The 14,111-nt window shown below is 68.8% G+C and carries 14 protein-coding genes and 2 tRNA genes; 6 read left to right on the forward strand and 10 right to left on the reverse strand.

Features of this window, described 5'->3' with window-relative positions; all coding sequences use genetic code 11:
- The first annotated feature begins 125 nt into the window (after window positions 1-125).
- The 4 genes from nadA to BKY59_RS12440 all read left to right on the forward strand — a co-directional run bounded on the left by nadA (window position 126) and on the right by BKY59_RS12440 (window position 3,301).
- Window positions 126-1,127, forward strand: coding sequence for a quinolinate synthase NadA (nadA, locus tag BKY59_RS12425; protein ID WP_076071953.1), 1,002 nt, complete (start codon window positions 126-128; stop codon window positions 1,125-1,127).
- 144 nt (window positions 1,128-1,271) lie between these two features.
- Complete coding sequence (gene nadC / locus BKY59_RS12430; protein WP_076072386.1) at window positions 1,272-2,114, forward strand: carboxylating nicotinate-nucleotide diphosphorylase; 843 nt, start codon at window positions 1,272-1,274, stop codon at window positions 2,112-2,114.
- A gap of 69 nt (window positions 2,115-2,183) precedes the next feature.
- Complete coding sequence (locus tag BKY59_RS12435) at window positions 2,184-2,585, forward strand: hypothetical protein (protein ID WP_076071954.1); 402 nt, start codon at window positions 2,184-2,186, stop codon at window positions 2,583-2,585.
- Window positions 2,585-3,301 (forward strand): ribonuclease T2 family protein, encoded by a 717-nt coding sequence (locus BKY59_RS12440; protein ID WP_076072388.1) that lies wholly within the window; start codon window positions 2,585-2,587, stop codon window positions 3,299-3,301. Before BKY59_RS12435 ends, BKY59_RS12440 begins: the two co-directional genes overlap by 1 nt.
- A gap of 267 nt (window positions 3,302-3,568) precedes the next feature.
- On the opposite strand, the gene BKY59_RS12445 is transcribed toward BKY59_RS12440, so the two are convergent.
- The 9 genes from BKY59_RS12445 to aroA all read right to left on the reverse strand — a co-directional run bounded on the left by BKY59_RS12445 (window position 3,569) and on the right by aroA (window position 12,435).
- Window positions 3,569-4,009, reverse strand: a complete 441-nt coding sequence (locus BKY59_RS12445) for a DUF4112 domain-containing protein (protein WP_076071956.1) — start codon at window positions 4,007-4,009, stop codon at window positions 3,569-3,571.
- A gap of 8 nt (window positions 4,010-4,017) precedes the next feature.
- Entirely contained in the window at window positions 4,018-5,499 is a 1,482-nt protein-coding gene (locus tag BKY59_RS12450) for an ABC transporter substrate-binding protein (protein WP_076071957.1), read from the reverse strand.
- Window positions 5,500-5,767: 268 nt separating this feature from the next.
- On the reverse strand, window positions 5,768-6,610 hold the full coding sequence (locus BKY59_RS12455) for a ferredoxin--NADP reductase (RefSeq protein WP_076071959.1): 843 nt from the start codon (window positions 6,608-6,610) through the stop codon (window positions 5,768-5,770).
- A gap of 289 nt (window positions 6,611-6,899) precedes the next feature.
- A tRNA-Leu gene (locus tag BKY59_RS12460) sits at window positions 6,900-6,982 on the reverse strand.
- 61 nt (window positions 6,983-7,043) lie between these two features.
- Window positions 7,044-7,322 (reverse strand): integration host factor subunit beta, encoded by a 279-nt coding sequence (locus BKY59_RS12465; protein ID WP_076071960.1) that lies wholly within the window; start codon window positions 7,320-7,322, stop codon window positions 7,044-7,046.
- Window positions 7,323-7,537: 215 nt separating this feature from the next.
- Complete coding sequence (rpsA, locus tag BKY59_RS12470) at window positions 7,538-9,283, reverse strand: 30S ribosomal protein S1 (protein WP_076071962.1); 1,746 nt, start codon at window positions 9,281-9,283, stop codon at window positions 7,538-7,540.
- A 217-nt stretch (window positions 9,284-9,500) separates the two neighbouring features.
- Window positions 9,501-10,127 (reverse strand): (d)CMP kinase, encoded by a 627-nt coding sequence (locus BKY59_RS12475; protein WP_076071965.1) that lies wholly within the window; start codon window positions 10,125-10,127, stop codon window positions 9,501-9,503.
- Window positions 10,124-11,059: a proline iminopeptidase-family hydrolase gene (locus BKY59_RS12480; protein ID WP_076071967.1), complete on the reverse strand. Its 936-nt coding sequence runs from the start codon at window positions 11,057-11,059 to the stop codon at window positions 10,124-10,126. Before BKY59_RS12480 ends, BKY59_RS12475 begins: the two co-directional genes overlap by 4 nt.
- Window positions 11,056-12,435, reverse strand: a complete 1,380-nt coding sequence (gene aroA / locus BKY59_RS12485; RefSeq protein ID WP_076071969.1) for a 3-phosphoshikimate 1-carboxyvinyltransferase — start codon at window positions 12,433-12,435, stop codon at window positions 11,056-11,058. Before aroA ends, BKY59_RS12480 begins: the two co-directional genes overlap by 4 nt.
- A gap of 106 nt (window positions 12,436-12,541) precedes the next feature.
- Between aroA and BKY59_RS12490 the strand changes: the two genes are divergently transcribed.
- Together BKY59_RS12490 and BKY59_RS12495 are read left to right on the forward strand one after the other, a co-directional pair.
- Window positions 12,542-12,853 (forward strand): TIGR02300 family protein, encoded by a 312-nt coding sequence (locus tag BKY59_RS12490; protein ID WP_076071971.1) that lies wholly within the window; start codon window positions 12,542-12,544, stop codon window positions 12,851-12,853.
- 71 nt (window positions 12,854-12,924) lie between these two features.
- Window positions 12,925-13,000: transfer RNA gene (locus BKY59_RS12495), tRNA-Ala, on the forward strand.
- Between the two features lie 216 nt (window positions 13,001-13,216).
- Here the strand turns inward: BKY59_RS12495 and BKY59_RS12500 are convergent.
- Entirely contained in the window at window positions 13,217-14,098 is an 882-nt protein-coding gene (locus BKY59_RS12500) for a 2-dehydropantoate 2-reductase (protein WP_076071974.1), read from the reverse strand.
- Window positions 14,099-14,111 lie beyond the last annotated feature (13 nt).

Raw genomic sequence — 14,111 nt, forward strand, 5'->3', positions numbered from 1 at the left:
GTAGTGATAATGGATCCCAGCATCCGCTGGGATGACGGTTGTGGTGTTGGTTTTCGGGTCCGTGCATGCGGGCACCTGACAAGCGGGTCGCGACGCCCTATCTGCATTCCACGAGGAGAACGGGGATGAATGCACCGACCACCAGCTTGGCCGGACTGGACCTGCGGGCCGAGATCGATCGGTTGCGCAAGGATCGCAACGCCGTGATCCTGGCGCATTATTATCAGGACCCGGAGATCCAGGATCTGGCGGATTTCGTCGGGGACAGTCTGGACCTGTCGTCCAAGGCAGCGTCGACCGATGCGGACGTCATCGCATTCTGTGGCGTGCGGTTCATGGCGGAGGTCGCCAAGATCCTGAGCCCGCAGAAGACCGTGATCCTGCCCGACATGGATGCCGGGTGCAGCCTGGAGGACAGTTGCCCGCCCGAACAGTTCGCGGCGTTCCGCGCGGCGCATCCGGACCATATCGCGCTGACGTACATCAACTGTTCGGCGGCGGTGAAGGCGCACAGCGACATCATCGTGACGTCGTCGTCGGCCGAGAAGATCCTGGCGCAGCTGCCGATGGACCAGAAGATCATCTTCGCCCCCGACAAGAATCTGGGGGCCTATTTCAACCGCAAGACCGGGCGCGACATGCTGTTGTGGCCGGGCGCCTGCATCGTGCACGAGGCGTTTTCCGAGACCGAACTGCTGAAGCTGAAGGCGCTGCACCCGGATGCGCCGGTGGCGGCGCATCCGGAATGCCCGGCCTATATCCTCGACCATGCCGACCAGGTCGGATCGACGCGCGCGATCCTGGAATTCGCACTGTCGAGCCCGGCGCAGACGATCATCGTGGCGACCGAACCGCACATCATTCACCAGATGCAGAAGGCCGCGCCGCACAAGCTGTTCATCGGTGCGCCGGGCGCGGACGGGAACTGCAACTGCAACATGTGCCCGTACATGGCGCTGAACACGCTGGAGAAGCTGTACGTCGCGCTGCGCGATCTGGAGCCGCGGATCGAGATCGACGAGGCGACGCGGTTGCGGGCCAAGGCACCGCTCGACCGGATGCTGGCGATGGCGGCCGGGTCGGTCGGGCGTGGCGACCTGGGGTTCGCGCGGGTGACGGGGGATTAAGAGTGCCAAGCCGGTGCCGCAAACCCACGTCATCCCGGACCTGATCCGGGGTCCGGAGTCACAAGCGCTGCCCTTTGCGTCCCTGGATCCCGGATCAGGTCCGGGATGACGGTGGAGACGGGGGTGGCATTGAAAGAAGCGATCATGACCTTTTCCCTGCCCGGTTTCGATCTCGATGCGTTCGTCGCCGGTACGCTGGCGGAAGATGTCGGGACCGGCGACGTGACGTCGGCCGCGGTCATTCCGGCCGACGCGATGTTCGCAGGCGTGATGGCGAGCCGGGATCCGGTGACGGTTGCGGGGTTGCCGATCGCGGCGGCGTTCTTCCGCGCGCTCGATGCCGACGTTGCGGTCGAGATCGTCGCGGAAGAAGGCGCGCAGGTCGCCGCCGGCGCGGTGCTGATGCGGTTGCAGGGTTCGGCGCGCGCGCTGCTGACGGCGGAGCGGGCGGCGCTGAACACCGTGCAGCATCTGTCGGGCATTGCGACGATGACGCGCAGCTATGTCGATGCGATGGCGGGTACGGGCGCGACCCTGCTCGATACGCGCAAGACGATCCCCGGGCTTCGCGTGCTGGAGAAATATGCGACGCGGACGGGTGGGGCGACCAACCACCGCATGGGCCTGTGGGATGCAGCGATGATAAAGGACAATCATGTCGCCGTGGCGGGCGACATCGGTGCGGCGGTGCGGCGCGCGGTCGATGCCGGGATCGCACGGATCATCGTAGAGGTCGACCGCGCCGCGCAGATCGAACCCGCGCTGGCGGCGGGTGCGACGCATCTGCTGCTCGACAATATGGACGTGGCGACGCTGCGCGCGGCGGTGGCGCAGGTGGCCGGACGCGTGCCGACGGAGGCGTCGGGCGGCGTCCGGCTGGATACTATCGCGGCGATCGCAGGGACCGGCGTGGATTATGTGTCGGTCGGGCGGCTGACGCAGTCAGCACCGGCGGCGGATATCGGGCTGGATTTCACCACGGTCTGATCGACCGCCAGCAGTTGCGCGGGCCGGTGCTTGGGCTAAGCTGCGGCACGACCTTTGGGGGGGAATATCATGCGACCGAAATCGATCGTGCAGTTCGAATATGTCTATATCGGCTCGATGCTACTGGGCATCCTGGCCGCGTATCTGACCGCTGACAAGAATGCGGCGATGATGCGCAACAGCGGACTGCCGGTCAGCGATGCGACGCTGATCTTCGGCCAGTGGGCGCTGAGCGCGATCTTCGTCGCGATCGCGCTGCTGGCGTCGCGCAAGGCGAGCAACGTGGCGCGCTGGATCATCGTCGTGCTGGCGGCGTTCGCGGTGGTCAGCTTCCCGTTCTCGATCCCGCTGCTGCCGCTGATGGGGCCTGTCTCGATCCTGGCGGTGTCGCAGTTCGTGCTGGCGATCGTGGTGATCTACCTGCTGTTCCGGCGCGATGCGAAGGCCTGGTTCGCCGGGGTGCGCGGATGATGGTCGCGCGCGGCGCGGTCGCGGCACTGGCGCTGCTGATGCCCGGCGTGGCGGGCGCGCAGGCCCTGTCCTGTGCGGTGCCGGCGGTGGTCGACGCGCCGCGCCCGGACCTGCCGTCCGATAGCCAGCCGCGGCGCGTGCTGCCGATCGCGAGCTATACGCTGGCGATCACCTGGTCGCCGGAATATTGCCGGGCGCGCAAGGCCAGCGCGCGCGACGCGTTCCAATGTGCGGGCACGCGACCGAAGTTCGGTTTCACGCTGCACGGATTGTGGCCGGACGGGGCGGGCAGGGAATGGCCGCAATATTGCCGGGCGACTGCCGTCCTGCCGAAACCGGTGGTCCGCGCGAACCTGTGCGCGACGCCGTCCGCGCAACTGTTGCAGCATGAATGGGCGAAGCACGGGACGTGCATGACGGACCGGCCGGCGGACTATTTCGCGCAGTCGCGGCGGTTGTACGATACGCTGCGCTATCCGGACATGAACGCGCTGTCGCGCCGGACGCTGGATGCGGGCGGGTTCGCGCGGGCCTTTGCCGCCGTCAATCCTGGCATGCGCGCGGACATGATGCGGGTGACCGCAACGCGCAACGGCTGGCTGGACGAGGTCTGGATCTGCCTGTCGCGGACGTACAGGCCGGTGGCATGCCCGGCGCATCAGGGCGGGCTGCCGGCGGGTGCGCCGTTGCGGATCTGGCGCGGCGGGGGCCGTTAGGGCGCTTCCCCGGAGGTGGATGATCCCGGGGATGGATCGGCGCCTGATGCCGTTCCGTTCGAGCCTGTCTGGAACTTTGCGCAGGGTTCTCGACGGGCTCGAACCAAGTGGGGTTGGGGGAACGGACAAGCTTGATGGTTTGCCCTTCCACGAGCGTTATCCCGCGGAGGCGGGGATCTCGTTTCGGTGACGCGGGACGGTCAGGTTCAGGCAAGATCCCGGCTTTCGCCGCGATGACGGCGATGGGCGCTTTCCCGGATAGTGCGGTCAGGAATGCGGCGTGCGGACGCCTTCGACCACGACGGTTGCCGGGTGGTGCTTGTCGAGATGCCGGCGGATGATCGCCAGGTTGCGGCTGTTCGAGCGGAAGGCGAAATCGAACAGGTCGCCGACCAGCGGGATCGCGCCGATCGCGGTATCGAACCCGACATTGCCCATCATCCGTGCGAGCTGCCATTTGGACAGACCGAGATTGCGTCCTTCCCACACGATCCAGGCGCCCATGGCGGCGGTGGCGATGTCCCCCACGACGGGGACCAGGCCGAGCAGCGCGTCCATGCCGACCTTGCGGTTGATGCCGGGGATCGTGAAAGCGCGTTCGAGGAGATGTTCCATCGTTTCGACGCGGGCACGGACCGCTGCGGGGTCACGCCCAAGCCCGGGCAGGCCGGCGGCCATGCGGTCGATCTGTTCAGGGGAAATCCGCATGGCTGGTCCTAATCCGGGCTGCGCAGCTGATCCAGCGCGTGGATCGCGCGGGCATTGTCGCGATATCCCTTGAGGTTGGGGGCGACCAGCGCCCAGCGCAAGGGCGACGCAATGGCGATGAACACACCAATATCGGCAAGGCTGCGGTCGGCATCGGCCAGCCGCGCGGTGCGCGATACGGGATCAGGCGCGGTGCGGGCGGCGGCCAGCGCGGCATCGGCCCGTTCGCTGCAGAGCGGACTGCGGTCGCAAGTGAAGCGGTGGAGATACCAGGCGGCGCTGCCCGACGGAGCGACCCGATCGACCAGCCGGAGGTCGGCGGGGGCATCGGCCGCGACCGCGACGGTATCGACCCCGATCCGCCGCCAGTCCTGTGCGGCCAGCGCGTAGAGCATCCGCGCGCCCGGCCCGGCCGGCATCGCGATGCGCAGCGGGGTTGGCGGTACGGCCGGGTTCCGCGCGCGCCAGCCGGCGATCGTCGCGGCGGCGACCGCGATACGGCGGGGCAGCGGCGTGGCGGACCAGTCCGGCACCACCGGATCGGGCAAGTCGTCCCCGCCCGCCGGCACGATTCCGGTGCGGACCGCCCAGCCATCGGCGAACAGCCGGACGATCCTGTCCCGATCAAGCGCGAGCGCGAGCGCGAGACGGTTTTCGGGGGCGGACAACAGACCGTGATTGTCGACGATGGCAAAGCCGAACAGGCCGGTCGCAGGATCGATATGGAGCGTGGTGGCGGCGCCGCCATCGGCCCGCGCGATCGCGATGTCGGTAAAGCGGCCGGCCAGCACCACGCCGGCCGCCCCGGCCTTGAATCGCGCCACCGCCAGCGCCGCGCGTTCCCCGCGCAGGACGATATCGGCGGCGGGATCGGGCACGGCGTCCGGGACCGTCGGATCGTCGGTCGGGCGGGCGGGGGTCAGCCGCGCGGCACCGCGGGCGGCACCCTGCACGCCGGCGCGGTCACGCGACAGGATGCGGAACGGGCCGCTGCCGCCGGGCGGGCGGGTGCCGATCATCGCCAGTGCGGGTTGGGCGAGCAGCTGGAGCAGATCGGGGCGGGGGGCGGAGAGGCGGATTTCGACCACCGCATCGGTCACCGCGAGGACCTCCGCGATGGCGGTCAGTTCGGACGCGAGCGGGTTTTCGCTGCCCGGTGCGATCGCGGCGCGCAGCCGGCGGGCGACGGCGGCGGCATCGAGCGTCGCATCGGGCGCGATGCGGAACGTGTAGTAAAGACCGTCGTCGGACACGTCCCAGCGGATCGCCAGTCCCGGGTTGACCTGTCCGGCCGCGTCGAACCGCACCAGTCCCTGCGCCACCGCGCCGAGCAGGACCGCGTCGGGCGGGGTGTAGCCGCGCCGGGTGGGATCGACGATGCGCGGCCGCGGGCCGATGACGCTGACCACCACCGGCGCGTCGTCGGGCGCGTGACCACGCGTGTCGCAGGCGCCGGGCAGCAGCAGGAGGAGCAGGAGGAGATACCGCATTGCGGCTTAACCTAGAGCATAGTGTGTACGGGGTCAGGTTTCTTTTGCTTCGGCGCACGGGACGGTCCTGGGACGTGGCCGCAGCCGCCGGAGCAGGCTCGCTTTGCCGTCTTCCGGATACGTCATCCCGGCGCAGGCCGGGATCTCCCTTTGGCTGGAGCTGGCGCATGACCAGAGGGCGATCTGCGCCCGCGCGGGGACGACGCTGGTGGATGACAGGTAAAGCCGACCCGGCATCCTGACGTGAGACGCGGGACCGCCGAGGCCGTCACCCCACGAAGGCACGTTCGATGACATAGTGGCCGGGGGCGGCGTTCGAGCCTTCGCTGAAGCCCAGGCCATCGAGGAAGGCGGCGAAGTCCTTGATCATCGCCATGCTGCCGCAGAGCATGATCCGATCCTGTTCGGGATCGAATTCACGTCCGCCGGTCAGCGGGGGCACGAACAGTTCGCCCGACGCCACGAGCGCGTCGATCCGGCCGGTCGTGCGGAACTCCTCGCGCGTGACGGTGGGGACGTAGCCGAGCTGGTCCTGCGCCTGTTCGCCGATCAGCGGATCGTCGGCGAAAGCGGCCTCCAGTTCGGTGCGGTAGGCGAGGTCGGCGACGCGGCGCACGCTGTGGACGATCACGATTTCTTCGAACTGGTCGTAGATGTCGGGATCGCGCGCGACCGACAGGAACGGCGCGAGGCCGGTGCCGGTGGAAATCAGGAACAGCCGGCGGCCGGGCAGCAGCGCGTCGGACACGAGCGTGCCGGTGGGCTTCCGGCCGAGGAAGATCTGGTCGCCGGCCTGGACGAGGCGGAGCTGCGAGGTGAGCGGGCCGTCTTCCACCGCGATCGACAGGAATTCCAGTTCGTCGCTGTAGGACGGGCTGGCGATCGAATAGGCGCGCAGCAGCGGCTTGCCCTTGGGGCCGGGCAACCCGATCATCACGAATTCGCCGGACCGAAAGCGGAAGCTTGCTGGCCGCGTGATCGCGAAGCTGAACAGATGTTCGTTCCAGTGGCGGACCCACAGCACGGTTTCGACCGAAAGCGCGGTGGTGGGTTCGAGGCCGGTCGGGGCCGGGGCGGCGGTGGAGGCGGCGACTGCCACGGAATCGGTCATGTCGGTCCTTTTGCCGCAGCGGCGGCGGAGGGTGGGGTTGCGTGGTCCCTTAACGGACGATGCGCCGTTTTGCACCCGAGTTGCGGTTGGGGTGGGGAAAGCTGGGGCTGGGGGGGGAGCGATTCTCACCGTTCGTCCCGTCAAACAGCTTTCACGCCTGATTCCGTTTGGTTCGAGCCTGTCGAGAACCCGGCGCTGGGTTCTCGACAGGCTCGAACCAAACGGAACTGAGTGTTGAGATAAATACGTTTGGCGCGAGACGGAGGCCGCCTACAAACAACGGGAAGGGTGCGGACGGCGGGACTCGAACCCGCACTCTTTACAAGAAACGGATTTTAAGTCCGTCGCGGCTACCGGTTTCGCCACGTCCGCCGGTGCTGAACCCGGCCCCCACGCAGCGATGGCCGCATCGGGCCCCGTGGGTCAAGCCCGATCAGACGTTCAGGCGGATGCGCATTTCCTTGCCGGGCTTGAAATAGGGGACGCGTTTGGCGTCGACCGCGACGGCATCGCCGGTGCGCGGGTTGCGGCCCAGGCGGGCGGCGCGGGCGCGGGTGGAAAAAGTGCCGAACCCGCGGAGTTCGACGCGACCGCCGGCGGCCAGCCGCGACACGATTTCGTCGAAAACGAGCGTGACGATCCGTTCGATCTCCGCCGTCGAAAGGCCGGGATTGGCAGCGGCAAGGCTGGCGACGAGTTCGGACCTGATCATGCGATCTCCACGATCGCGACCGCATCCGGAAATGCGAGTCGGCGGGACGACGGTGCGGACCCCCTCCCCACCTGACGTGCCACGTAACGGACGATCCGGACGGCGGTCAACGTTGCCACCGGTGCGCGCGCTGTTCATTTTGTACGAAAAACACAAAAAAGGGGCGCGAACCTTTCGGTTCGCGCCCCCGGTTCGCCGTTTCAGGCAAGCCGGCTTCAGCTGTCTTCGTTGCGCGCCTTGAGGGCGGCGCCGAGGATGTCGCCGAGCGACGCGCCGGAGTCGGACGACCCGTACTGCGCCACGGCCTGCTTCTCTTCGGCCATCTGCATGGCCTTGATCGAGAAGTTGGGCTTCTTCGACCGGTCGAAGCCGATGACCATCGCATCGAACTTCTGGCCGACCTGGAACCGCTCCGGACGCTGTTCGTCGCGGTCGCGGCCGAGATCGATGCGCTTGATGAAGCCGGTGACGCCGTCGTCGCCCATCTGGACTTCGAGACCGCCGTCGCGAACCTCGAGCACCGTGACCGTGGTCACGACGTTCTTGTTCACGCCGCCCTGCGAGGACGCACCGCCCGAAGCGGCCGCCGCTGCACCGCCGCCGCCGCCGACCGCGACACCGCCGCGCTCGAGCTGCTTGATGCCGAGCGAGATGCGCTCCTTCTCCGGATCGATGTCGAGCACGACGGCCTGGATCGTCTCGCCCTTGTGATGAAGCGCGAGCGCCTCCTCGCCGGTGACGCCCCAGGCGATGTCGGACATGTGGACCATGCCATCGACGTCGCCGTCGAGGCCGACGAACAGACCGAATTCGGTCGCGTTCTTGACTTCACCCTCGACGGTCGAACCGACGGGGTGCTGTTCCATGAACGCATCCCACGGATTGTTGATCGCCTGCTTGAGGCCGAGCGAGATGCGGCGCTTGTCCTGATCGACCTCGAGGATGACCACGTCGACTTCCTGAGACGTCGAGACGATCTTGCCCGGATGGACGTTCTTCTTGGTCCAGGACATTTCGGACACGTGGACGAGGCCTTCGATGCCCGGCTCCAGCTCGACGAACGCACCATATTCGGTGATGTTCGTGACGCGGCCGGTGAACTTGCCCTCGATCGGGTATTTGGCGGAGGCACCCTCCCACGGATCGCTCTCGAGCTGCTTCATGCCGAGCGAGATGCGCTGCGTGTCCTTGTTGATGCGGATGATCTGGACCTTCAGCGTATCGCCGATGTTGATCATCTCGCTCGGGTGGCCGACGCGCTTGTAGCTGAGATCGGTGACGTGGAGCAGGCCGTCGATGCCGCCGAGGTCGACGAACGCACCATAGTCGGTGATGTTCTTCACGACGCCTTCGATCACCTGACCCTCGGCCAGCGACTGGATGAGGCCGGTGCGCTGTTCGGCGCGCGTCTCTTCCAGAATGGCGCGGCGCGACACGACGATGTTGCCGCGGCGACGATCCATCTTCAGGATCTGGAACGGCTGCGGAATGTCCATCAGCGGGGTGACGTCGCGCACGGGGCGGATATCGACCTGCGAACCGGGCAAGAAGGCCACGGCACCGGACAGGTCGACCGTGAAGCCGCCCTTGACCCGACCGAAGATGACGCCTTCGACGCGCGCGGTGGTGGAGAATTCGGCTTCCAGCTTGTCCCAGGCGGCTTCGCGGCGGGCGCGGTCGCGCGACAGCATCGCTTCGCCGTGGACGTTCTCGACGCGGTCGACATAGACCTCGACGGTGTCGCCGATCGCGAGTTCGGCCTTCTGGCCCGGCGCGGCGAATTCGCTGAGGCGGACGCGACCTTCGGACTTCAGCCCGACGTCGATGACGGCCATGTCGTTTTCGATGCCGGTGACGGTGCCCTTGACGACGCGGCCTTCGAAGCCTTCGTTCTCGCCGCCGAGCGTTTCGTTGAGCAGTGCCGCGAAATCATCGCGCGTCGGGTTTGCCGCAGTGGCCATAAAGAGGAATTTCCTGAGTCTAGGTTCGGCCGTCCGGGAAGAATCCGGAGGACTTTGGAAGGCCGTATTGCCGCGACGACCCCATGCCGGCACAGCATCCCGCGGCCAAGACACACGTGAATGCGGGGAGCCGGAGCGGGGTGGCTCCATGGCAAAAGGGCACGCCGGGCGCGCCGGTCCGTGGACCGGAGCCTGACGCGCCTGTCAGCCGGCGCGCTTAGCGCGCGGCCATCCGGGCATCCACGAGCGCGATCGCCCGCTGGACGGCCGTCTCTATACTCAAAAGGCTGGTATCCAGCAAGTCGGCATCCGCGGCCTGCACCAGCGGGGCGGTATCACGCGTGCTGTCGCGCCGGTCGCGCTCGCGGATCTCGGCGAGCAGCGTGTCGACCGAGACCTGCTGCCCCATGCCGGCCATCTCCGCATGGCGGCGTTGCGCGCGGACGGTGGGGCTGGCGCGGACGAACAATTTGGCGTCGGCATGCGGCGCGATGACGGTGCCGATGTCGCGCCCGTCAAGGATCGCGCCGCCGGGCCGCGCGGCGAAATCGCGCTGTCGTTCGACCAGCGCGGCGCGGACCGCCGGATGGGCGGAAACGATCGAGGCGGTGGCGCCGGCATCCTCGGAGCGCAGCTTCGGATCGCACAGCAGCAGGTCGTCGAACCGACAGCCGGCGAGCGCATCGTCCGGGTCGGACGGGTTGCCGCCGCCGCGCAGCACGTTGGTGCCGACCGCGCGGTAGAGCAGGCCGGTGTCGAGATAGGGCAGCCGGTAATGTGCGGCGAGCGCGCGGGCGATGGTGCCCTTGCCCGATGCGGCCGGACCGTCGACGGCGATAATCATGCTGGGTCTCCGTCGTGCAGCCGCATCCAGTCGCGCAGATGCGCCACGAACAGGTCGGGCCGGTCGTTCTGCAGCCGGTGGGCGGCACCGGGCACGACGATCGTTTCGGCCCCGCCCGGAACCATGGCGGCAAAGCGGCGCGCGGTCGGTTCGGTTATCTCGTCCGAGTCGCCGATCAGGAACAGCGTGGGGCAGCGCAGTTCGGCCAGCCGGGCGGTGCCGTCATGGTCGGCCAGCGTGCCGGTGGCGCGGAACTCGCTCGGCCCCCACATCGCCTCGTACAGCGCGGGCGTGAAGCAGTGCGGCATCGCTGCTTCGTAGGCGGTGACGACGGGATCGGGATCGCGCAGCCGCCAGTAGCGGTCATAATAGGCACGGGTGGCGGCGGCGCACGCGGCGGCCGGGGGCGGGGTCGGCCCTTCGCAGGCGGTCAGCACGGCCTGCACGTCGGCAGGCAGGCGGGCGCGCAACGTGGCGGCGTCGGCCAGCCAGGCGGCGGTCGAGACGAGCGGCCCCATCAGGACGAGACTGACGACGCCGGGTGCGCGGGCGGCATGTTCGAGCGCGAGCGTCGCACCCCAGCTATGCCCCAGCAGATGGAGCCGATCGAGCCCGAGCGCCGTGCGGATCGCCGCGATTTCCGCCACGAAGCGCGCGAGCGTCCAGTGCGCGGGGTCGCCGGGCCGGTCCGAACGGCCGCAATCGAGCTGGTCGTAGAAGATGATGGCGCGGTCGTGGCCGAGTGCCGCGGCCGGGATCAGCCCGGCATGCGACCCGCCGGGGCCACCATGGACGAGCAGCAGCGGTGGGCGGGCGGACGCGAGGTCGCCGTCGATCCGGACATGGAGCGACCCGCCCTCCACCGCGACGCGCAGGGCGCGGGTCGACGGCGCGGGCCGGTCGGCCGGACAGGCGGCGCCGGGCAGGCTCATCGCGCCGTGTCGCAACGCGCGCCGAGCGCGGCCAGCAGGGCAGGGAAGGTCGGGAAGCTGGTCGCGATCGGGCTGATATCGTCGACGACGACGGGACCGGTGGCGGCGAGACCGGCGACCGCGAAGCTCATTGCGATACGGTGGTCCAGATGCGTCTGAACGGCCGCTGCGCCGGGGGGGAGGCCGGGGAAGGGCGCGCCGTCGCGGCCGTCGATGATCAGGCCGTCGGGCAGTTCCTCGACCATGGCACCGATCGCGCGGAGGCCGGCGGCCATGGCGGCGATGCGGTCCGATTCCTTCACGCGCAGCTCCTCCAGCCCGCGCAGGGTGGTGCGGCCCTGCGCAAGCGCGGCAGCGACGAACAGGATGGGATATTCGTCGATCATCGACGGCGCGATATCGGCCGCGACGTCTGTGCCGGCGAGCGGGGAGGCGCGCACCACGATGTCGGCGACCGGTTCGCCGCCCACGGTGCGCATGTCGTGGAAGGTCAGGTCGGCACCCATCGCCTGCAACACGCCGAACAGGCCCGCGCGGGTCGGGTTGATCCCGACATTCTCGATCCGGACGTCGGAGCCGGGCACGATCAGCGCGGCCACGGCCAGGAAGGCGGCGGAGGAGGGGTCGCCGGGGACGACGATATGCTGCGGCTTCAGCTCGGCCTCGCCATGGACGGCGATGGTGCGGATGCCGTCCGGGTCGGTATGCAGATCGACGGTCGCGCCAAAGCCGGCGAGCATCCGTTCGCTATGGTCGCGGGTCGGCACGGGTTCGATCACGCGGGTGATGCCCGGGGTGTTGAGCCCCGCCAGCAGCACCGCGGACTTCACCTGCGCCGAGGCGACGGGGAGCCGGTAGTCGAGCGGGACGGCGGGGCTGAGTCCGCGGACCATGAGCGGGAGCCGGCCGCCGGGGCTGGCGGTGATGTCCGCGCCCATCGCCGACAGCGGATCGATGACGCGCCCCATCGGCCGCTTGCTGAGCGAAGCGTCGCCCACGAAGGTGGCGGTGATCGGGTGGCTGGCGACGAGGCCCATCAGCAGCCGGGTCGACGTACCGCTATTGCCCATGTCGAGCGCGGTGGCGGGTTGCAGCAGGCCGCCGACCCCGACGCCGTCGACGGTCCAGCGGACACCCTCTTCACCGTCGGTGCGCACGATGGTGGCGCCCATGGCGCGGAGTGCGCCGGCGGTGGCGTGGACGTCCTCGCCCTCCAGCAGGCCGTCGATCGTGCTGCGGCCGACCGCCAGCGCGCTGAGCATGAGCGCCCGGTGCGAGATCGACTTGTCGCCGGGCACGCGGACGCGGCCGGTGAGCGGGCCATCGGCGCTGAAGGCCGCAGGGGAGGGGACAGGCCGAAGGGCGGGAGCATGCATGGGGCGCGGCTTTGACAGGGGCATGGGGCTGTGGCAAGGCGCGCGGCAATTCGCGTCGACGGCTCTTCGCTTTCGGCGCGCTTCCCTTTTTGCGGAGCAACCATCCATGACGAAGCCTGAATGGGGCGCCAAGCGGACCTGCCCGAAGTGCGGGACGCGGTTCTACGACCTGGGCAAGGACGATCCCGTCACCTGCGTCGAATGCGCGACGCAGTTCGAACCCGAAAGCGTGCTGAAGTCCAAGCAGCCGCTGTCCTATGACGCGCCGAAGAAGGTCGTCGAGGAAAAGGACGATTCGGACCTGAGCGAGGACCTGGAAGTCGACGAGGATGCCGAGCCGAGCCCCGACGACGATGTCGACCTGGGCGGCGACGACGATATCGGTGTTGCAGCACCTGCGGACGAAGACGAGAATTAATGCTTGCAGGGGCGCGCCGGCTTTCGTAGAGCGCGCCCATCCCGCCGGTTCCCAGCCGGCGGACAGGATATGGGGCCGTAGCTCAGCTGGGAGAGCGTCGCGATGGCATTGCGAAGGTCTGGGGTTCGATCCCCCACGGCTCCACCATTCTTCCAGCAGGCCCGCAGTGATGCGGGCTTTTTGCTGTTCGGGGTTGGTGGGGCGGTTGCGATCCGGTTTGCAGCGCGACCGCATCGCATGGCTTCACTCCAGCCCCGATTCCATTTGATCCGGTGACGGGCCAACCAGTCGTCATCCCGGATCAAGTCCGGGATGCCGGAAGCCCTTATCGCGGGACAGAGGCTGGCCGCCCGTACGGCACGGTCAGGGCGCGCGGGTGGCGAGGAGGGCGGCGGCCATGGCGTTGAGGGGCGTCGCGATGCCGTGACGCGCGCCGAGCCGGGCGATGACGCCGTTGCGGGCGTCGGCCTCGGTCGGGCGGCCGGCGGCGCGGTCGGCGTGGATCGAGTTGATGCCGTCGGCCGGACCCGCAACAGTACCGGCGACGACGTCGTCGGGCAGCGTGTCGGGGAGGTTCGCGCCCTCCGCCCGGCCCACCGCAAGGCATTCGGCTACCAGCGCGCGCATCACACCGGCGACGGCGGGGTCCTGCGCGATCCCGGCGGGCAGCAGGGTGAGCGCGTTGACCGCCCCGGCACAGTTGATCGCCAGCTTGGCCCAGGCGGCGGTGGCGAAGTCATCGGTCAGGACAGTGGTGATCGGCGTGGCGGCGAACAACGCGGCGAAGGCGCGGCCGGCGGCGTCGTCCGCGACCGTCAGCGTGCCGGTGCGGCGCTGCCGGATGCGGCCGGGGGCGTCGCGTTCGGCCGGGATGTCCACGATGACCGGCACGAGCCGGTCGGCCGAGACGGCAGGGAAGCGGTCACGGTGCTCGACGCCGTTCTGGAGCACGGCGACGCGGGTGGCCGGACCAGCCAGCGCGTCGATCCAGCGGGCGGCACCGGCGGTGTCGTAGGTCTTGGTCGTGGTCAGGACCCAGTCGACCGGCGTCGCCTGCGCGGGGTCGGTCAGGACCTGTGGTCGTGCCGTGATCCGGCCACCGGGGGTATCGACCTGCAGATCGTTTAGCGGGGTGCGGACGCAGAGCGTGACGCGGTGCGCCGGCGACTGGGCGAGCCAGGCGGCGACGGTGCCGCCGATCGCGCCGGAGCCGATGACGGCGATGTGCAGGGGAATGTTCGGCATACAAGGCGGTATA

This window comes from Sphingomonas montana (assembly GCF_001956315.1).
Lineage (GTDB): Bacteria > Pseudomonadota > Alphaproteobacteria > Sphingomonadales > Sphingomonadaceae > Sphingomonas_R > Sphingomonas_R montana.